Origin of the sequence: uncultured Cedecea sp. (assembly GCF_947498825.1) — a bacterium.
In the GTDB taxonomy this organism is placed as follows: Bacteria; Pseudomonadota; Gammaproteobacteria; order Enterobacterales; family Enterobacteriaceae; genus JGM124.
In genome coordinates, this window is sequence record NZ_CANMLV010000016.1 from 95,489 (window position 1) to 114,954 (window position 19,466).

A 19,466-nucleotide genomic window follows, 5' to 3' on the forward strand; every position below is an offset into this window, starting at 1 on the left:
CCAGCCGTTGCGCCATACGGAACCATAACACGGTGGTGTGAAAGGGGGACGGGAGTGATCCCGTCCCTTACGCGATTCTGTTATTCGTGAGAAGGGCGTGATGAGCGCAGGGGGACAACGCGCACTTGCTTAATCATATTGTCGTGAACATCCAGGATCTCAATCTGATAATGTGAGAGACGAATATGGGTTCCCGGTGCCGGAATTTCTTCAATTGCTTCCAGTAGCATACCGTTCATTGTCCGGGCTTCTTCTTCCGGTAAGGTCCAGTTAAAGGCTTTATTCAGTTCCCGAATATTTGCAGTGCCATCGATAATCACTGAGCCATCGGACTGGGGGTGGACCTCTTCGGCCAGAGTGGGTGACATCGAGGTGGTAAAATCACCCACGATTTCTTCCAGAATATCTTCAACCGTCACCAAACCTTGAATATCACCGTATTCATTAACGATCAGACCGACTTTTTTCTTATTCCGCTGGAACTTCACCAGCTGTACGCTCAGTGGCGTACCTTCCGGGATAAAATAAATCTCATCGGCTGCGCGCAGCATCATCTCTTTTGTGAATTCGTTTTTCTCGGTCATCAATCGGTAGGCTTCTCGCAGACGCAGCATTCCAATGGCGTCGTCCAGAGAATCACGGTAGAGCACGATACGTCCGTGGGGAGAGTGGGTGAGCTGACGGGCAATCGCTTTCCATTCGTCATTGATATCGATTCCGACAATTTCATTACGCGGGGTCATAATGTCATCGACGGTCACTTTTTCCAGGTCAAGTACCGACAGCAGCATGTCCTGGTTGCGCCGCGACATCTGGGATCGTGACTCGTTAACCAGCGTGCGGAGTTCTTCTTTGCTCAGGGCTGAACTCATCACATTATCCACTTTTATGCCGAGCATACGCATTAGTAAGCGTGTAATGGTATTCAGTAGCCAGACGAGAGGCATCATCAAAATCTGTAGCGGTTTTAAGAGGATGCTAAACGGATAGGCAATTTTTTCTGGGTAAAGCGCGGCAATCGTTTTGGGTAAAACTTCAGAAAAAACTAAAATAACAAAGGTCAGAACACCGGTTGCTATGGCCACTCCAGCATTACCGTAGAGGCGCATACCGACAATCGTGGAGATAGCAGAGGCCAAAATATTGACCAGGTTATTACCAATCAAAACCAGGCTTATCAGGCGATCGGGCTTTCTGAGTAGCTGTTCTACACGCAGCGCTGCACGGTTTCCTTGCTTCGCTTTGTGACGAAGACGATAGCGATTAAGCGTCATCATCCCTGTCTCTGCGCTAGAGAAAAAGGCTGATACCAGCACCAGGATGATAAGTGTAACAATCAGTGTGGTGGTTGATATATGTTCCAAAGCGATATCCTTTAAACTATGACGCGTTAGAGAATAAACTCTTGTAATACTCGACTACCAAAATAGGCCAGCGTCAGAATAATGGCTCCTGCCACGTTAAACACCACCACGCGACGACCACGCCAGCCCTGATGGTAATGCCCCCAGAGTAAAATAACGTAGACAAACCAGGCGATGATAGAAAGAACGGCTTTATCCGCATTTTCGATACTGAACAGATTTTTCATAAAGAATAAACCAGTGCAGAGCGTCAGGGTGAGCAGAACGACACCTATCTGGGTGATATGAAACATTTTCCGCTCAATTGCCATCAGTGGTGGCATCTCGCCATTAAACGCCAGACGCTTATTTTTTAGCTGGTAGTCAATCCAGGCCAGCTGTGAAGCGTAAAGCGCAGCAATAATCAGTGTTGCATAGGCAAATAAGGAGAGACCAATATGCACCATAACACCTGGCGTTGTCTCAAGATGTGTGATGAACTCATTGGGCATAAATGTCGCAAATGCGAGATTAATTAACGCGAAAGCATAAACAATAGGCAATAATAGCCAGCCTCTGTTGCGGGAGGCAACAATGGTCATAACGGTACAAATCATTAAACTGACCAGCGAACCGATATTCAGCAGGCTTAAATTTTGTCCACCGTCTTGGGTAAAAATACGCGTTTCGAGGGCAAGCGCATGGCTTACCAGCGCAATAACCGCTGACAAAATGGCAAAACGCCGCCAGCCACTGTTCTTCCTCAGCTGGCCGGGAATGATCAGCGCGAGGCTGAAAGAGTAAGCAACAAGGGCAAGGATGGCAAAAACAGGCATAGGGTGTTGTTCATATTAGCCAGATTAGAAAAAAATCAGTATAACGTTACCTGTCGCCCGCTCCAACCGTTGGATAGCACCTGAGGCACTTCATGTTATAATCCACCCAAATTCTGGCTGGTGTTCTTAAGACACGGCCTTAGTGATTATTTTAGGCAAAATACAATGTTTGATAACTTAACAGACCGTCTGTCGCGCACTTTACGCAATATAAGCGGCCGTGGGCGACTTACTGAAGAAAACGTCAAAGAGACACTGCGCGAAGTCCGTATGGCCCTGTTGGAGGCCGATGTTGCCTTGCCGGTAGTGCGCGATTTTATCAATCGCGTCAAAGAAAAAGCCGTGGGTCATGAAGTGAATAAGAGCCTGACCCCAGGCCAGGAATTCGTCAAAATCGTTCGCGCTGAACTGGTTTCAGCGATGGGTGAAGAGAATACCAGTCTGAACCTCGCCGCACAGCCACCGGCTGTGGTGCTGATGGCTGGCCTGCAAGGTGCCGGTAAAACTACCAGTGTCGGAAAGCTGGGTAAATTCCTGCGTGAGAAACAGAAGAAGAAAGTGTTGGTGGTTTCTGCTGACGTCTATCGTCCCGCGGCTATCAAGCAGCTTGAAACCTTAGCTCAACAGGTTGGCGTTGATTTTTTCCCTTCCGATGTACAGCAAAAGCCCGTTGATATCGTTAATGCCGCGCTGAAAGAAGCGAAGCTTAAGTTTTATGATGTTCTGCTGGTGGATACAGCCGGTCGCTTACACGTAGATGAAGCGATGATGGAGGAGATTAAACAGGTTCATGCCGCGATCAATCCGGTAGAGACCTTGTTTGTTGTTGATGCTATGACCGGTCAGGATGCGGCCAATACCGCGAAGGCGTTTAACGAAGCGCTGCCGCTGACCGGCGTGATACTGACCAAAGTGGACGGTGACGCGCGCGGTGGTGCGGCGCTCTCGATTCGTCATATCACCGGTAAGCCTGTGAAATTCCTCGGTGTGGGTGAAAAAACTGAGGCCCTGGAACCTTTCCACCCGGACAGGATCGCTTCCCGTATTCTGGGAATGGGTGATGTTCTCTCCCTTATCGAAGATATTGAAAGTAAAGTTGACCGGGCACAGGCGGAAAAACTCGCCAGTAAGATGAAGAAAGGTGACGGTTTCGACCTGAACGATTTCCTCGATCAGCTTAAGCAAATGAAAAATATGGGTGGTATGGCGAGTATGATGAGCAAACTACCGGGCGCCGGTCAGTTGCCGGATAACGTCAAATCCCAGATGGATGACAAAGTTCTGGTGCGTATGGAAGCGATTATTAATTCCATGACGCTGAAAGAACGTGCACAGCCGGACATGATTAAAGGTTCCCGTAAGCGTCGTATCGCGCAGGGTTCCGGTATGCAAGTGCAGGATGTTAACCGTTTGCTGAAACAGTTTGACGATATGCAACGCATGATGAAAAAGATGAAGAAAGGCGGAATGGCCAAAATGATGCGCAGCATGAAAGGCATGATGCCACCAGGATTTCCAGGCCGTTAAGCTGTTTTAGATTGCTTTTTGCGCCGAAATGAGTAAAATTTTCGGGCTTTTAATATAACACCGGGCTTGTCTCTCGACGGGCCCGGTGTTTTATTCACTATAGAGGATGTTATGGTTACTATTCGTTTAGCACGTCATGGCGCAAAAAAGCGTCCATTCTACCAGGTTGTTGTTACTGACAGCCGTAATGCACGTAACGGTCGCTTCATTGAGCGCGTTGGTTTCTTTAACCCAATTGCAAACGAAAAAGAAGAAGGCGTTCGCCTGAATCTGGATCGTATCGAGCACTGGGTTGGCCAGGGTGCAACCGTTTCTGATCGCGTTTCTGCGCTGATCAAAGACGCTAAGAAAGCAGCTTAATCTGTCACGGTGGTCATGATGAGCAAGCAACTCGCCCCAAAGGTTCCTGTTAACCCAATTATATTAGGGAAAATGGGCTCCTCCTATGGCATTCGAGGTTGGCTCAGAGTGTTTTCTTCCACCGAAGACGCCGAAAGTATCTTTGATTACCAGCCTTGGTTTATCAAGCAGGGTGGTCAGTGGCAGCCTGTTCAGCTGGAAAGCTGGAAGACCCACAATCAGGATCTGATCATCAAGTTAGATGGCGTTGATGACAGAGACGCAGCGAATCTTCTGACCAATTGTGAAATTGTCGTTGATTCCTCGCAATTGCCAAGTCTCGAAGAAGGTGACTACTACTGGAAAGACCTTATGGGTTGCCAGGTTGTCACTACTGAGGGATATCAGCTCGGTAAAGTCATCGATATGATGGAAACCGGCTCAAATGACGTTTTGGTCATTAAGGCAAACCTGAAAGATGCATTTGGTATCAAGGAGCGGTTGGTTCCGTTCCTCGATGGGCAGGTTATCAAGAAAGTCGATCTCGCTACTCAGACTATTGAAGTAGATTGGGATCCTGGTTTTTAGACCTCCGAAATATAACGGTAATCGTTCGCATAATGGGGATTGGCTTGTGTTTATTGGTGTAGTTAGCCTGTTTCCTGAAATGTTTAGTGCAATTACTGATTACGGGGTAACTGGCCGGGCAGTTAAAAATGGTTTGCTCAGCATTCAGTTCTGGAGTCCACGTGACTTCACATACGACCGGCATCACACCGTAGACGATCGTCCATATGGTGGGGGGCCGGGAATGTTGATGATGGTAAACCCTTTACGGGAAGCCATTCATGCAGCCAAATCAGCGGCAGGAGAAGGGGTCAAGGTAATCTACCTTTCACCTCAGGGGCGCAAGCTTGATCAAGCAGGTGTCAGTGAACTGGCTACTAATGAGAAGTTAATTCTGGTTTGTGGTCGTTACGAAGGGATTGATGAGCGCGTTATTCAGTCCGAAATTGACGAAGAATGGTCAATCGGCGATTACGTTCTCAGTGGTGGAGAGTTACCGGCAATGACGCTGATTGACTCAGTTTCCCGGTTTATACCAGGAGTACTGGGACATGCAGCATCAGCCAGCGAAGATTCGTTTGCTGATGGGTTGCTGGATTGTCCACACTATACCCGTCCTGAAGTGTTAGATGGCATGGAAGTTCCGGCAGTATTACTGTCAGGAAACCATGCAGAGATTCGCCGCTGGCGCCTGAAGCAGTCGCTGGGTCGTACCTGGCTCAGAAGACCTGAACTTCTAGAAAACCTGGCTCTGACTGAAGAGCAAGTAAGGTTGCTGGCAGAGTTCCAACAGGAACACGCTAAAGCAACATAAACATGATGGGTATGGTTGATACCACCCAATACATCAGTTTACCCAGGATAAGAGATTAAATTATGAGCAACATTATTAAGCAACTTGAACAAGAGCAGATGAAACAGAACGTACCTTCATTCCGTCCGGGTGATTCCGTGGAAGTTAAGGTATGGGTCGTTGAAGGTTCTAAAAAACGTCTGCAGGCATTCGAGGGCGTGGTTATCGCTATTCGTAACCGCGGTCTGCACTCTGCATTCACTGTTCGTAAAATTTCCAACGGCGAAGGTGTTGAGCGTGTATTCCAGACTCACTCCCCAGTAATCGACAGCATTACTGTTAAACGTCGTGGTGCCGTTCGCCAAGCTAAACTGTACTACCTGCGTGAGCGTACTGGTAAGTCTGCGCGTATCAAAGAGCGTCTGGGCGCATAAGACCAGCCTCACGCTGCATCCAAAGCGTGAAATAGAACAAGGGGTCAGCCATGTGCTGACCCCTTTTTTTATCTGTAGTCAGATGAGCTTATTGAAAGCTTTTATAACAGATACGGGTGGCAGATTAATATTGATATTCCTCTGTCTGGTGTAACTGGCTGGCGTATTGAAGGCCCATTTTATTATTTCAAAACCGCTATCTAATTTTGTCAGTAATCTGTTATTCGGCCTTCATAAAATATTGTTGTAGCCCAATGAAACGGCAGTTTACTGTGCAGAATAAACCACTATTCCATAATAGAATGTTTTTTTATATTAAATGAAAAACCATATTCTTCTGACAAAGTACATGAACGAATATTCGATGATTTGTTTATCGTCTTCTTTTACCCCAAAATCAGGGGGGATGTTATTCGATAAGAGGTTAATATATGAAAGACACAGTGGATTTGTCGCGGCCTGTTGTGTTTAGAATGTTAATTGAAATGGGATGACTACAAAAAGTGATATTGTTATGTTTTACAATGTCATAAACAAGGAGGGTTTTGTTCAAAAAAAGATTCATCAATAGTTGTATAATAAGCGAACTCAATCTTTGAAAGACTTATCGTCCCATTGATATTAATTGTATCGTGATGTGCTGAGTCAAAGAAACCTGGGGAAGTGTACTTTACTGATGGGCCTGAAGCGGTAATCAAAATTAATGAATTAAATAAATGCCAGTGTTTTTTGTTGTGACGATATTTTGTGTTTCTGAATAATCTGTAAGTTGTTTAAAAAACAATGCTGAAGATTACTTTTTATCATGAGGATGTATTATCCGGGATGTTCTGTATCTGTCTGCTAAAAATATTACTCTCGGAGTGTGTGTTAAATAAGGTTGGGTAGGGAAGACTATGTGAAGATAATAAACGTTATATCCTGCATCAATAACAAAGTCATCAATCCCGAAAGTTTTCTTATGAATATGTATGCCCGCAACGCATTAAGAAAAAACCACTGTATACCCGCATTACCTTAAGTTGCTGAGTGTTGCTGCGACGAGAGCTGCCGAGTTACATCTCTTGTCTGCGTTCATCGCTTGTCTGAACAGGGCGTCTGCAAGTTCAGACTATAGGTGTATTCTTTGTATGGTTTTTATCGTGGTATATCGGTTGGATATACATTGCCTTGCCTGTTTAGCTGGAAGTCGTTATGGTCATTTTATCATTCTATTTATATTGTTTAATCGATCATATTCCTGAAACCAAATATCATCGTAAATAATAACGAGAGGCCTATAAAATTGTTGATATCCGTTTATTGATCAAGTAATGTTGCGGGAATGTTAACCGTTTGAGCGGATTACCGTTCGGGGTCCTGTCTTATGAATAAGCTGATTTTTTTGATCTGTTCTTTGTATTCGTTAAATCTTTTTGCTGACTCATCAACTCTGACATCAGTGGCGACATGGAAAGCTGTTGCTACTAAAGATTCAATGCGTAATAAGAACAGTATGGAAATAAGTTCTTTAGGTGCTGCAAATTTAATACCTGAAACGACTACAGCAACGTATCTTAGTTCAGGTCATCAGCAGATATACACTTTGCCGCTCAAGCAAGATATACCAGAGTATAAACTGTTTACTAAAGTGATCAGCAATACGCTGTCCAATAAAGAACAAACAGTTGAATTAGATGTTAATGTTTATTATGGCCGTCAACCGATTACTAAAGACAGATATCAGCAGATACTGACTTCAGATAACCAGGACTCCTTTTCGTTTAAGACTGCGAATATCACCCATGCTGACGATTATTTTGATGGTAATGTTGATGTCGGCTTTGTTTTTTACTGGGATGACGTTAAATCTATTTAATATTAAAATATCATGACATTAAAAGACTATTAATATTTTATTATAATGTCATGCAAATTCATCAGTACTGAGTAACGGAAACTATACCCTGAATAATTCAAGTTACAGGGAAAATGTTAATGTTATTGCATGATGTAAAACACAAGTCCGTGTGGCGAGACGTATTTATGCGTCTCGTCACGCGGCAAGTAAGAGTGTCTCGATGTGCTTATCCGGGTCTTGGGAGCACGTGAATGAATGCAGCCAGCGCGTGCAACTTGAAGTATGACGGAGATACATAGCTATCCGACACGAACGATAGCAATTGAGTCAGACTGAACCTGAAATTTTCATTTCCAGTACGGGATTATTTGATACTGCATCAGAGAATCACCAGTCAGAAATTATCCACATTTGCCAGCCTGTCTTTTCCCTTGCTTGAACTCCCTGATTTTTCAGAGAATAACCTTTCTAATAGTACCGGTTTTTCCTGAACCCATCGTGACATAATGCCCTGATAAATCTTATTTCAAATGCGAAGTGTAATCTTTAGTTTACGAATTTTGTGTTAAAACCCTTTTAAATCGGCGATGTTTTAATTTCGTAACGAAAAATTTACGGTTAATGGATTGCATTCTTTACTGATGATGGTAAGGTAGACATATTCTCACTGAGAGACAAATCGCAAACGAGCTTAATAAAGGACGACGACCATGCAACAAGACGCGCTGAATAATGTTCATATCTCTGACGAACAAATACTGATCACTCCTGAACAACTAAAAGCAGAGTTTCCTCTGTCGGCGGAACAGGAAGCGCAAATCGAGCAGTCACGGCAGACTATTTCTGACATTATCGCGGGCCGCGATCCGCGTTTGCTGGTAGTTTGTGGACCTTGCTCAATCCACTCTCCTGAAGCTGCGATTGATTATGCTCGTCGTTTTAAAGTACTGGCTGATGAAGTCAGCGATAGCTTATACCTCGTGATGCGCGTTTACTTTGAAAAACCAAGAACCACTGTTGGCTGGAAAGGACTGATTAACGATCCGCATATGGACGGTTCGTTTGATGTTGAAGCGGGTCTGAAAATTGCTCGTAGCCTGTTGGTTGAGTTAGTTAGCTTAGGTCTGCCATTAGCCACCGAAGCTCTGGATCCGAATAGCCCGCAATACTTGGGTGACCTGTTTAGCTGGTCGGCCATTGGCGCGCGTACTACCGAGTCACAAACTCACCGTGAAATGGCTTCTGGTCTGTCGATGCCGGTTGGTTTTAAGAATGGCACTGATGGTAGCCTGGGCACCGCAATTAACGCGATGCGTGCAGCAGCAATGCCACACCGCTTTGTAGGAATTAACCAGGCAGGGCAAGTGTGCCTGTTACAAACCAAAGGCAATCCTGATGGGCATGTGATTCTGCGTGGCGGCAAGACCCCCAACTATAGTCCGGAAGATGTCGCTCAGTGTGAAAATGAAATGCAAAAGGCAGGACTCCGCCCGGCCTTAATGATAGATTGCAGCCATGGCAATTCAAACAAAGACTTCCGTCGTCAGCCGGGTGTAGCGGAATCTGCTACCGCTCAGATTAAAGATGGTAACCGTTCGATTATTGGGTTGATGATTGAGAGTAATATCTTTGAAGGCAACCAATCTTCAGAACAACCACGTAGCGCGATGAAATACGGTGTTTCTGTGACCGATGCATGCATTGACTGGGAAACAACCGACAAACTGCTGCGTGAAATCCACAATGATATGAGCACGGTACTGGCGTCACGCAAAGGTTAAGAGGTTTTACTATGGTGATGGAGTTGACCGCGCTGCGCGATCAAATTGATGAGGTAGATAAAGCGTTACTGGATTTACTGGCAAGACGGCTGCATTTGGTAGCAGAAGTCGGCGAGGTCAAAAGTCGTCATGGTTTACCTATCTATGTACCAGAGCGTGAAGCCTCGATGTTGGCTTCACGCCGTAAAGAAGCAGAGACACTCGGGGTACCACCTGACCTGATTGAGGATGTATTGCGTCGCGTAATGCGTGAGTCCTATTCAAGTGAAAACGATAAAGGCTTTAAAACCCTGCGTCCTGAATTACGTCCTGTGGTTATTGTCGGTGGGGCCGGGCAAATGGGTGGGTTATTTGAAAGAATGCTCACCCTATCAGGCTACCAGGTGCGTATTCTGGAAAAGGATGACTGGGATCGTGCACCAGAAATACTCGCCGATGCCGGAATGGTCATTGTCAGTGTACCCATCCATATTACTGAACAGACGATTGCCCGTTTACCGCCATTGCCTGAAGATTGTGTACTGGTGGATTTAGCCTCAGTCAAAAGCGGTCCACTGGAGGCTATGCTGGCGGCACATTCCGGACCGGTAGTGGGTCTGCATCCGATGTTTGGCCCGGACTGTGGCAGCCTGGCTAAACAGGTCGTCGTTTACTGTGATGGTCGGAAGCCAGAAGCCTATCAATGGTTTTTGGAGCAAGTCCAGGTTTGGGGAGCATTACTGCATCGTTCAAGCGCTGCAGAGCATGACCAGAATATGGCCTTTATCCAGGCATTACGCCACTTTGCCACTTTTGCTTATGGCCTTCATCTGTCAAAAGAAAATGTACAGCTAGAGCAGTTACTGACACTTTCATCACCTATCTATCGACTTGAGCTGGCGATGGTTGGACGTCTGTTTGCACAGGATCCACAACTGTATGCAGACATCATTATGTCTTCAGATAATAACGTCGCGCTAATCAAGCGTTACTATCAGCGTTTTGGTGAGGCTATCAAATTACTGGAAGAAGACAATAAACAGCCATTTATTGATAGTTTTACTCATGTAGCTGACTGGTTTGGTGATTACGCTAAACGTTTTCAGAATGAAAGCCGCGTATTATTACGCCAGGCTAATGATAGCCGTCAGTAACGGCAAAATATCTTTTATTTTAGCCAGTAGGTTCTCCTGCTGGCTTTTTTTTTTCGTAAGGATAACGCTTATGGCTGAGTTAACCCGCCTGTTTGATTATATTGGCCACCTGCCAGAATGCCCGACCTGGAGTGCTGCGCAAGGCGCGCTGTACTGGACGGATATTCTGCAAAATGAAATTCATCGTTATCACCTGTCAGCCAGGCAGCATTCAGTTATCTCGTTTCCTGAAGAAGTGGGGTGTTTTGCCTTACGCGAGCAGGGAGGATTTATTGTCGCCATGCGCAGTGGTATTTATCTGACCACTGAGAGCGGCGAGCTTACCCAAAAAGTGTGTGATAACCCCAGTAACCCGACACTTGCGCGTTTCAATGATGGCGGAACCGACAGGGACGGGCGCTTCTACGCCGGTACATTTTGGGGGCCTGGTGATTATAACGGCGCTCTGTTATGCAGGGTGGATAACAATCTTACCCCTCATGTGATCCAGCATAATATTCAGGGTGCTAATGGGTTGGCTTTTAGTCAGGACAGAAAATGGATGTACAGCTCTGATACGCCAAATGCCGTGATTTATCGCACTCCTCTTAATGAGCAAGGTGAGCCTGGGCTGCGCACTGTTTTCAAGCGTTTTACGCCAGGCGAAGGCATTCCTGATGGGGCTGCGATAGATGCCGAAGGCTATTACTGGACGGCACTTTATGATGGTTACCGTATCGCCCGTCTTTCTCCTGAGGGGGAGGTGGTTGAAGAGCATCGGTTACCGGTGCGTTGCCCTACTATGGTTTGCTTTGGCGGCAGCGATATGAAAACACTATTTATTACCACCACCCGTGAACATATGGATGCCGATGAACTGGCGTTACGTCCACTGTCCGGGACGATTTTTACCTTACAGACTCCAGTTGCCGGACTTTCGAAAAGCGATTTTCGCGAGACGACTTAAATTATAAGTGGCCTGCTTTTATGATGATGAGGGGAGCATATGCTCCCCTGTTGCATTAAGCGGGATTTACCGGGACCACGTTTTCACTCGGATAACTGCCGAGTACTTTTAGGGAACGTGTGATGGGCCCAAGTTCTCGCAGGGCGTTTTGGATAGCTTCATCTTTCAGATTTGCCTGAATATCCAGATAAAACATCTCTTCCCAAGGATTGCCGTAGATAGGACGAGATTCCAGTTTACTCATAATTAAATTGTGATTACGGAGCACTAATAGCGCTTCAACCAGGGCACCTGCTTGCTGACCGGTGGCCATCAGCAGGGTGGTTTTAGCGGGAACCTGGCTGGAAACATCAACCGCTTTGCGCGCAAGGACGATAAAGCGCGTAATATTCTGCGTCTGGTTTGCCAGGTTACGCTCCAGCACCTGAAGGCCATAGAGTGCTCCACCTGCTTCATTTCCCAGAGCGGCAACATGTGGCGAGTTGCTTTGTGCCACTTTTTCCATCGCGGCGGAAGTACTCTCACAGTATTCGATCTTCCAGTGCGGATAGCGGTTAATAAACTGGCTGCATTGCTGGAAAGGTTGGGGATGACTATAAACGGTATGAATTTTTTCAAGTTCTGTTGGCGCACAAACCAGTACGCAATGGTCGATAGGGATAGTCATTTCTCCGACAATCGACAGATGTGTATTTTGTAGCAAGTCATAAACATCGTTGATGGAGCCTGAGCTGGTATTTTCGATAGGTACAACGGCTAAATCCGCCTGACCGGTTTCCACTTGCTTAAAGATATCCTGGAATTTAGCGCAGCCACTTTCGATAAATTGCTCAAAATGGCGGGCTGCATACTGGCGAGCGGCCAGATGAGAATAAGATCCTTTAGGTCCAAGGAAGGCGATACGTGCAGATTGCGGATTTGTTTTATTCAGATGTTGCTGCAGTAAGGCTTGTTGGGTAAGGACTGAATCTTCGATAATCAGTTGATACAAACGGGTGATGTAGTGGGCGTCGAGTTGATGTGTTTTGCCAAGCGTAATCAGATGCTCCAACAGATCGCGTTCTCTGTCGATATCCCTTACCGGACGATGAGAATCCAGCTTTGCCCGACCCACTTCAACGGCAAGCGAACGACGTTCTGCCAGCAAAGCTAATAACTTTTCGTCCAGTGCGCTGATTTTTGTGCGCAGGTTGAGTAACGGATTTATTTCGGTCATAACGCTACCTTTTTGCTATCCATAAAAAAAGCCCCCCGGGTGGGAGGCTTGTCTGTTCGTCTTCGTATTCTTTATCATACGATGGAACGCCTCCTGGTCAGGGAAACGTAAAAAAGAATGCGAAGAAAAACAGCTCGGGTTTCATGGTGAGTTTTCCATTAGAGTTCGTGAGTTAAACTACCTGCAATGTTTTCATGCTGTCAACTAAAAGAAACCAAAAAACGCGCCAAGGGCGCGTTTATCGTATTGACTGCTGCGAAAGGGGCTTATTCTTCTTCAGCCTCGGCTTCCGCTAAGGAAGCATCTTTCACTGAACTCGATGCGCGACGGGCTTCACCCTTATGCTGTAATTTATTAAGTTGTCGCTCAAGCTTGTTAATGAGCTCATTGATCGCGGTATACATATCTTCATGGTGCGCGCTTGCTACCAGTTGACCATTCGGGGTATTAATCGTTGCATCTGCAACGAAGCCCTTGGGTTCTTTAGACAAAACAATATGCGGGTTAATAAGATGCGTTTGCCATTTTTCCAGTTTTGAGAGACGTTCTTTGACGTGTTGCAGAATAGCCGGAGTAATTTCCATTTGCTTACTGGTAATATTCATTGTCATAAAGTGACCTCTTATCTTTCCCGTCTTGGTAACTTCAGCATACCCGCTCTAATGTCAAAAAGCGTGATCAATATCAACTTTTTTTGTCGTTTTTTGTCAAGACCATTACTTTGTGAGGCAGGACATAATCTTTCTGCTGCGCGCTTGTAGTTCTTCGTAATTCAGGTCATAGTTGACAAGATTTATTGTCACGGAAATGTATACTGTTGCTGCAATAAAAAACAAAAAAATACAGTTTAAACATCGTGTTAGTGGCTACGTTTGACGACGAATGATAAAAAAGGCTCCAGGTAAAAAAACCAGGAGCCTTTTTTATAAACATCACGGAATCAACAGACCTTAATTTCATTAAGGGTTATTGACCGGGCCTGTGCTAAAGTAGGCAACAAGCACTTAGCCGCGTCAGTCAGTTTTGAGTGACTGACGCAGTCTTCAGGTCTTATTAAGCAACAGAACCAACGTTATGTCTGGCTACTATTCGCTGCGATAATTTTAGCAACTTTATCGGCTTCGTTTATCAACTGCATCTGACGATAGGCATTTTCCATCAGCGGTAGTGCCTGGCGTGTTGACTGGGTATCCGGATAATCACGCAGCATACCATCGACACGATTAACAACAGCCACCCATGCACCGCGTTTGGTGTAATATTGTGCGACAGCCAGTTCAAACTTCGCCAGACGATCTTTCAGGAATAGCATGCGTTTTGCCGCATCTGGTGCATACTGGCTGTTAGGGTAGTCGCGTACCAGTTTAGAAAAGTCATTAAAGGCAGCGTGTGCGTAGTGTGGATCCCTGTCGGAACGGTCCACACCAAAGAATCCCTGCAATGCGCTATCGTCTAATGCCATATCAGTCAGACCGCGCATATAAAGTACGTAGTCGATGTTCTGATGGGTTGGATTAAGGCGAATAAAGCGATCAATAGCCGCTTGTGCTAAACCGAGATCGGCATTTTTATAGTAAGCGTAGATGAGATCTAGCTGCACTTGCTGAGAATAAGGCCCGAATGGATATCGGTTGTCCAACGCTTCTAGTTGCGTTATTGCTGCTTTAAAGTTACCGTCCTGCAACTTTTGCTGGGCAGTCGCATAGATTTCAGCAGGCGGGCTATCAGGAACCTCATCCTTGGTACTGGAGCAACCAGCCAAAGCCAGGCTCAACGTGGCAGCTGCCACCAGATATTTCATGCGCGTCATGACGTTTGACTTTCCTAAGTAATGTTATTTCCGGGAGGAGCAATGTTTCGACTCCCGATAAAGACCAGCTACAATAGCACATTATATTAAACGGCATTGCCGTAAAACCCAAGGTTAACGAAAGAAGCTGTCTATGGCACAACTAGTACAACTCACAGAAACAGTATCAGAATCTCAACTGGGTCAACGCTTAGATCAAGCTTTGGCCGAAATGTTCCCTGATTATTCACGTTCTCGTATAAAAGAATGGATCCTTGACAAAAGGGTCACAGTAAATGGCGTCATTATCGACAAGCCAAAAGAAAAAGTACTGGGTGGTGAAAGTGTTACCATCAATGCTGAAATTGAAGAAGAGGCTCGCTGGGAACCGCAAGATATTCCACTGAATATCGTCTATGAAGATGAAGATATTCTGGTTATCAACAAACCTCGTGGTTTGGTCGTGCATCCGGGGGCCGGTAATCCGGATGGTACAATACTGAATGCATTGCTGCATCATTATCCGGCCATTGTCGATGTCCCACGTGCCGGTATTGTCCACCGTTTGGATAAAGACACGACCGGTTTGATGGTCGTTGCTAAAACAGTACCTGCACAAACGCGTTTAGTGGAGTCATTGCAACTGCGTGAAATCACCCGTGAATATGAAGCTGTCGCAATTGGTCATATGACCGGTGGTGGCACTGTTGAGCAACCTATCAGTCGTCATCCGAATAAGCGTACCCATATGGCGGTACATCCAATGGGTAAACCCGCGGTAACACATTATCGGATTATGGAACATTTCCGTATTCATACGCGACTGCGTCTGCGTCTTGAAACCGGTCGTACCCACCAGATCCGTGTGCATATGGCGTATATTGATCATCCTCTGGTAGGCGATCAGTTATACGGTGGTCGTCCACGCCCGCCAAAAGGTGCTTCTGAAGAATTTATTCAGACCTTGCGTAAGTTCGACCGTCAGGCTTTACATGCCACTATGTTACGTCTGTATCACCCTGTCAGTGGTATTCTGATGGAGTGGAATGCACCTATCCCACAGGATATGGTGGATTTGATTGAAACCATGCGTGAAGATGCCGAAACCTTCAAAGATCAACTGGACTGGCTATGACAAACTTGATTATCCCGCAATGGCCCTTCCCTGAAGGTGTGGCTGCTTGTAGTTCTACTCGCAGAGGGGGAGTGAGTTTACCGCCATATGACTCACTGAACCTTGGTGCTCACTGTGGGGATAATCCTGAGCATGTGGCAGAAAATCGTCGTTTATTTTATGCCGCAGGCGCATTACCTGTTCAGCCAACCTGGCTTGAACAAGTGCATGGGACAGCCGTTTTAAAACTTGAAGATGAACCCTATTTGAGTAAACGGGCTGATGCCAGCTATAGCGTTACCCGCGGTAAAGTCTGTGCCGTGATGACGGCAGACTGCCTGCCGGTGTTGTTTTGTAATACGGCAGGCACCGAAGTCGCGGCAGCTCATGCGGGGTGGCGCGGCTTGTGTGCGGGAGTACTCGAAGAAACGGTTGCCTGTTTTCAGGATTCACCTGCCAATATTATAGCCTGGTTCGGTCCTGCTATCGGACCGGCCGCCTTTGAAGTGGGGCCTGAAGTGCGCGAAGCTTTTATCGCCCAGGATAAAAAAGCGGTCAGTGCTTTTCGCGCTTCTGGGGAAAAATACTATGCTGATATTTACCAGCTTGCTCGTCAGCGCCTGGAGAATATCGGGGTGACCCAAGTATATGGTGGCGAACGTTGTACCTGGACTGAGTCAGATGACTTCTTCTCATACCGACGTGAAGGGGTTACCGGGCGTATGGCCAGTTTCATTTGGCTTAAATAGTCTCTCTGAGTTTCATATACGTCATGCCACATATATTTTATAGGTTATAAACCTTGAATAATTGAGGTATGACCTCATTTAATCTCCAGTAGCAAATTTGACCTATTTTATGGGAGGAATTATGCGTCTGGACCGCCTTACTAATAAATTCCAGCTTGCCTTAGCCGATGCCCAGTCCCTTGCACTGGGAAATGACAATCAATTTATCGAACCTCTTCACCTGATGAGTGCCTTGCTCAAGCAGGAAGGGGGATCGGTGCAACCATTACTGACTTCTGCGGGAGTCAATACCGGGCAGTTTCGTACTGCTGTCGAGCAGGCTTTAAGCCGTTTACCTCAGGTTGAAGGAACCGGCGGCGATGTGCAGCCTTCACAAGATTTGGTTCGAGTACTGAATCTGTGTGACAAACTGGCACAAAAAAGAAACGACAACTTTATTTCGTCAGAGCTCTTTGTTCTCGCTGTTCTGGAGTCCCGTGGCACTCTGACCGACCTGCTGAAATCTGCAGGGGCGACACTTGCGAGTGTGACTGCAGCAATAGAACAGATGCGTGGAGGCGAAAGCGTGAATGACCAAGGTGCCGAAGACAACCGTCAGGCATTGCAAAAATATACCGTTGATTTAACTGAGCGTGCGGAACAAGGGAAACTTGATCCGGTGATCGGCCGTGATGAAGAGATCCGTCGTACTATTCAGGTATTACAACGTCGTACTAAAAATAACCCGGTACTGATTGGTGAACCCGGAGTAGGTAAAACCGCGATTGTTGAAGGTCTGGCACAACGTATTATCAATGGTGAAGTACCTGAGGGTCTGAAAGGCCGTCGAGTTCTTGCTCTTGATATGGGCGCGCTGGTGGCAGGTGCAAAATACCGCGGTGAATTTGAAGAACGTCTGAAAGGTGTTCTGAACGATCTGTCCAAACAGGAAGGCAATGTCATTCTGTTTATTGACGAACTTCATACTATGGTCGGTGCGGGTAAAGCTGACGGCGCGATGGATGCCGGTAATATGCTGAAGCCAGCCTTGGCTCGCGGTGAGCTTCACTGCGTCGGCGCGACAACGCTTGATGAGTATCGTCAGTATATAGAGAAAGACGCAGCTCTTGAACGTCGCTTCCAGAAAGTACTGGTGGAGGAGCCTTCGGTCGAAGACACTATTGCTATTCTGCGTGGGCTGAAAGAGCGCTATGAACTGCATCACCATGTACAGATTACCGACCCAGCTATTGTTGCAGCGGCAACCCTGTCACACCGTTATATCGCGGACAGGCAGTTACCCGATAAAGCTATCGACTTGATTGATGAAGCTGCTTCCAGTATTCGGATGCAGATAGACTCAAAACCTGAAGAACTCGACCGTCTGGATCGTCGTATTATTCAGCTCAAGCTTGAACAGCAGGCACTGAAAAAAGAGTCTGATGAAGCCAGCCAGAAACGCCTCAATATGTTAAATGAGGAGCTGGAGCAAAAAGAGCGCGATTACTCGGTGCTCGAAGAAGAGTGGAAAGCAGAAAAAGCCTCTCTATCTGGCACGCAAACTATCAAGTCAGAGCTTGAACAGGCTAAAATTGCGATTGAACAAGCCCGAAGGGTGGGTGATTTAGCGCGCATGTCTGAATTGCAATACGGTAAAATACCTGAGCTTGAAAAACAGCTGGCTGCTGCGACGCTGAATGAAGGTAAAATTATGCGTCTGTTACGAAACAGAGTAACGGATGCAGAAATTGCTGAAGTACTGGCCCGCGCAACTGGGATCCCTGTGGCACGTATGCTGGAAGGAGAGCGTGAAAAACTGTTGCGTATGGAACAGCAACTGCATCAGCGCGTGATTGGCCAGAATGAAGCGGTTGAGGCGGTATCGAATGCCATTCGTCGTAGCCGTGCCGGGTTGGCCGATCCGAATCGTCCAATAGGTTCATTCCTGTTCCTCGGGCCGACCGGAGTCGGTAAGACAGAGTTGTGCAAAACGCTGGCAAACTTTATGTTCGACAGTGATGACGCCATGGTGCGTATCGATATGTCAGAGTTTATGGAAAAACACAGTGTCTCAAGACTGGTGGGAGCACCTCCAGGCTATGTAGGATATGAAGAAGGTGGCTATTTAACTGAAGCGGTTCGTCGGCGTCCTTATTCTGTCATCCTGCTGGATGAGATTGAGAAAGCGCATCCGGACGTTTTTAACATCTTGTTGCAAGTTCTCGATGATGGACGTTTAACCGATGGGCAGGGGCGGACGGTCGATTTCCGTAATACTGTGGTTATTATGACCTCGAACCTCGGTTCTGACCTGATTCAGGAACGTTTTGGTACCTTGGATTACGGCCATATGAAGGACATGGTATTGGGTGTCGTCACTCAGAACTTCCGTCCGGAGTTTATCAACCGTATTGATGAAGTTGTGGTCTTCCATCCATTAGGTAGCAAGCATATTGCTTCTATTGCACAAATTCAGTTGCAACGTTTATACAAACGACTGGAAGAGCGCGGTTATGATGTAGAGATAACGGATGATGCGTTGACGCTATTAAGTGAAAATGGCTTTGATCCGGTTTACGGTGCACGGCCATTAAAACGAGCTATTCAGCAGCAAATAGAGAACCCACTGGCCCAGCAAATTCTTTCTGGGGAGCTGGTTCCAGGAAAAACAATCAAATTGGACGTCAAAGACGACCACATTGTTGCCGTTCAGTAATCATACATGAAACTAAAATGGGCTCCTTTCGGGGCCCATTTTAGTTTGTTATTTGTTCGCAATTAAGACTCCTTTAACTTTTTCGCTGAAAAAATGTGCGGTTGATAAAATATTTTAAAATAGGGGTTGTCAGCCGCAAAGAACTCCCTATAATGCGCCCCCACTGACACGGAACAACGGTTTACGAATCACCGAGCCAGTCAAAGAAAAGCGAAAAATAAACGCTTGACTTTGAAAGAGGAAAACGTAATATACGTCACCTCGCGACAGCGCAATAAGATGCCTCGCACTGCTCTTTAACAATTTATCAGACAATCTGTGTGGGCACTCGCAAGATTGATATCTCAAACACCTTCGGGTGTCG

At 46.3% G+C, this 19,466-nt stretch carries 17 protein-coding genes, 1 pseudogene and 1 other annotated feature; of the genes and pseudogenes, 12 read left to right on the forward strand and 6 right to left on the reverse strand.

Annotated features, from left to right (window positions below):
- Positions 1–80: 80 nt before the first annotated feature.
- Positions 81–1,364, reverse strand: coding sequence for an HlyC/CorC family transporter (locus tag Q1A40_RS16200; protein WP_300001947.1), 1,284 nt, complete (start codon positions 1,362–1,364; stop codon positions 81–83).
- A 26-nt stretch (positions 1,365–1,390) separates the two neighbouring features.
- Entirely contained in the window at positions 1,391–2,179 is a 789-nt protein-coding gene (locus Q1A40_RS16205) for an inner membrane protein YpjD (RefSeq protein ID WP_300001949.1), read from the reverse strand.
- A gap of 165 nt (positions 2,180–2,344) precedes the next feature.
- Here Q1A40_RS16205 and ffh point away from each other — a divergent pair, with 165 nt between their 5' ends.
- The 9 genes and pseudogenes from ffh (at position 2,345) to Q1A40_RS16250 (ending at position 11,539) form a co-directional block, all read left to right on the forward strand.
- Positions 2,345–3,706 (forward strand): signal recognition particle protein, encoded by a 1,362-nt coding sequence (gene ffh, locus Q1A40_RS16210; protein WP_300001952.1) that lies wholly within the window; start codon positions 2,345–2,347, stop codon positions 3,704–3,706.
- Between the two features lie 111 nt (positions 3,707–3,817).
- Entirely contained in the window at positions 3,818–4,066 is a 249-nt protein-coding gene (rpsP, locus tag Q1A40_RS16215) for a 30S ribosomal protein S16 (RefSeq protein WP_259052773.1), read from the forward strand.
- An 18-nt stretch (positions 4,067–4,084) separates the two neighbouring features.
- A complete protein-coding gene (gene rimM / locus Q1A40_RS16220; protein WP_300001992.1) occupies positions 4,085–4,633 on the forward strand; it encodes a ribosome maturation factor RimM in 549 nt (182 codons plus the stop codon).
- Positions 4,634–4,679: 46 nt separating this feature from the next.
- Positions 4,680–5,445, forward strand: a pseudogene (trmD, locus tag Q1A40_RS16225) (tRNA (guanosine(37)-N1)-methyltransferase TrmD).
- Positions 5,446–5,488: 43 nt separating this feature from the next.
- A complete protein-coding gene (gene rplS / locus Q1A40_RS16230) occupies positions 5,489–5,839 on the forward strand; it encodes a 50S ribosomal protein L19 (RefSeq protein ID WP_300001954.1) in 351 nt (116 codons plus the stop codon).
- A 1,366-nt stretch (positions 5,840–7,205) separates the two neighbouring features.
- A complete protein-coding gene (locus tag Q1A40_RS16235; protein WP_300001956.1) occupies positions 7,206–7,697 on the forward strand; it encodes a hypothetical protein in 492 nt (163 codons plus the stop codon).
- A gap of 692 nt (positions 7,698–8,389) precedes the next feature.
- Positions 8,390–9,460: a 3-deoxy-7-phosphoheptulonate synthase AroF gene (gene aroF / locus Q1A40_RS16240; RefSeq protein ID WP_300001959.1), complete on the forward strand. Its 1,071-nt coding sequence runs from the start codon at positions 8,390–8,392 to the stop codon at positions 9,458–9,460.
- A gap of 11 nt (positions 9,461–9,471) precedes the next feature.
- Complete coding sequence (tyrA, locus tag Q1A40_RS16245) at positions 9,472–10,593, forward strand: bifunctional chorismate mutase/prephenate dehydrogenase (RefSeq protein ID WP_300001962.1); 1,122 nt, start codon at positions 9,472–9,474, stop codon at positions 10,591–10,593.
- A 70-nt stretch (positions 10,594–10,663) separates the two neighbouring features.
- Positions 10,664–11,539: an SMP-30/gluconolactonase/LRE family protein gene (locus Q1A40_RS16250; RefSeq protein ID WP_300001965.1), complete on the forward strand. Its 876-nt coding sequence runs from the start codon at positions 10,664–10,666 to the stop codon at positions 11,537–11,539.
- A 55-nt stretch (positions 11,540–11,594) separates the two neighbouring features.
- Here Q1A40_RS16250 and pheA read toward each other — a convergent pair whose 3' ends face one another.
- The 4 genes from pheA to bamD form a co-directional block, all read right to left on the reverse strand.
- Positions 11,595–12,755 (reverse strand): bifunctional chorismate mutase/prephenate dehydratase, encoded by a 1,161-nt coding sequence (pheA, locus tag Q1A40_RS16255; protein WP_300001967.1) that lies wholly within the window; start codon positions 12,753–12,755, stop codon positions 11,595–11,597.
- 21 nt (positions 12,756–12,776) lie between these two features.
- Positions 12,777–12,901, reverse strand: a sequence feature (Phe leader region).
- The gene (gene pheL, locus Q1A40_RS16260) at positions 12,853–12,900 is read right to left on the reverse strand and encodes a pheA operon leader peptide PheL (protein WP_300001994.1); all 48 of its coding nucleotides are present in this window, start codon (positions 12,898–12,900) and stop codon (positions 12,853–12,855) included. Its footprint overlaps the feature before it by 48 nt.
- A gap of 120 nt (positions 12,902–13,021) precedes the next feature.
- Positions 13,022–13,366, reverse strand: a complete 345-nt coding sequence (gene raiA / locus Q1A40_RS16265; protein WP_300001970.1) for a ribosome-associated translation inhibitor RaiA — start codon at positions 13,364–13,366, stop codon at positions 13,022–13,024.
- A gap of 461 nt (positions 13,367–13,827) precedes the next feature.
- A complete protein-coding gene (gene bamD, locus Q1A40_RS16270) occupies positions 13,828–14,565 on the reverse strand; it encodes an outer membrane protein assembly factor BamD (RefSeq protein ID WP_300001973.1) in 738 nt (245 codons plus the stop codon).
- 133 nt (positions 14,566–14,698) lie between these two features.
- Here bamD and rluD point away from each other — a divergent pair, with 133 nt between their 5' ends.
- The 3 genes from rluD to clpB all read left to right on the forward strand — a co-directional run bounded on the left by rluD (position 14,699) and on the right by clpB (position 19,102).
- A complete protein-coding gene (rluD, locus tag Q1A40_RS16275; RefSeq protein ID WP_300001976.1) occupies positions 14,699–15,679 on the forward strand; it encodes a 23S rRNA pseudouridine(1911/1915/1917) synthase RluD in 981 nt (326 codons plus the stop codon).
- On the forward strand, positions 15,676–16,407 hold the full coding sequence (yfiH, locus tag Q1A40_RS16280) for a purine nucleoside phosphorylase YfiH (protein ID WP_300001978.1): 732 nt from the start codon (positions 15,676–15,678) through the stop codon (positions 16,405–16,407). The genes rluD and yfiH overlap by 4 nt, the downstream gene beginning before the upstream one ends.
- Before the next feature lie 121 nt (positions 16,408–16,528).
- Complete coding sequence (gene clpB / locus Q1A40_RS16285; RefSeq protein ID WP_300001980.1) at positions 16,529–19,102, forward strand: ATP-dependent chaperone ClpB; 2,574 nt, start codon at positions 16,529–16,531, stop codon at positions 19,100–19,102.
- Positions 19,103–19,466 lie beyond the last annotated feature (364 nt).

Bases quoted from the DNA above. Each gene is read 5' to 3' on its own strand.
- ffh (WP_300001952.1), top strand. From the start codon at position 2,345: ATGTTTGATAACTTAACAGACCGTCTGTCGCGCACTTTACGCAATATA.
- rpsP (WP_259052773.1), top strand. From the start codon at position 3,818: ATGGTTACTATTCGTTTAGCACGTCATGGCGCAAAAAAGCGTCCATTC.
- Q1A40_RS16205 (WP_300001949.1), bottom strand. From the start codon at position 2,179: ATGCCTGTTTTTGCCATCCTTGCCCTTGTTGCTTACTCTTTCAGCCTC.
- tyrA (WP_300001962.1), top strand. From the start codon at position 9,472: ATGGTGATGGAGTTGACCGCGCTGCGCGATCAAATTGATGAGGTAGAT.
- Q1A40_RS16235 (WP_300001956.1), top strand. From the start codon at position 7,206: ATGAATAAGCTGATTTTTTTGATCTGTTCTTTGTATTCGTTAAATCTT.
- yfiH (WP_300001978.1), top strand. From the start codon at position 15,676: ATGACAAACTTGATTATCCCGCAATGGCCCTTCCCTGAAGGTGTGGCT.
- aroF (WP_300001959.1), top strand. From the start codon at position 8,390: ATGCAACAAGACGCGCTGAATAATGTTCATATCTCTGACGAACAAATA.
- rplS (WP_300001954.1), top strand. From the start codon at position 5,489: ATGAGCAACATTATTAAGCAACTTGAACAAGAGCAGATGAAACAGAAC.
- pheA (WP_300001967.1), bottom strand. From the start codon at position 12,755: ATGACCGAAATAAATCCGTTACTCAACCTGCGCACAAAAATCAGCGCA.
- rluD (WP_300001976.1), top strand. From the start codon at position 14,699: ATGGCACAACTAGTACAACTCACAGAAACAGTATCAGAATCTCAACTG.
- clpB (WP_300001980.1), top strand. From the start codon at position 16,529: ATGCGTCTGGACCGCCTTACTAATAAATTCCAGCTTGCCTTAGCCGAT.
- raiA (WP_300001970.1), bottom strand. From the start codon at position 13,366: ATGACAATGAATATTACCAGTAAGCAAATGGAAATTACTCCGGCTATT.
- bamD (WP_300001973.1), bottom strand. From the start codon at position 14,565: ATGACGCGCATGAAATATCTGGTGGCAGCTGCCACGTTGAGCCTGGCT.
- Q1A40_RS16250 (WP_300001965.1), top strand. From the start codon at position 10,664: ATGGCTGAGTTAACCCGCCTGTTTGATTATATTGGCCACCTGCCAGAA.
- rimM (WP_300001992.1), top strand. From the start codon at position 4,085: ATGAGCAAGCAACTCGCCCCAAAGGTTCCTGTTAACCCAATTATATTA.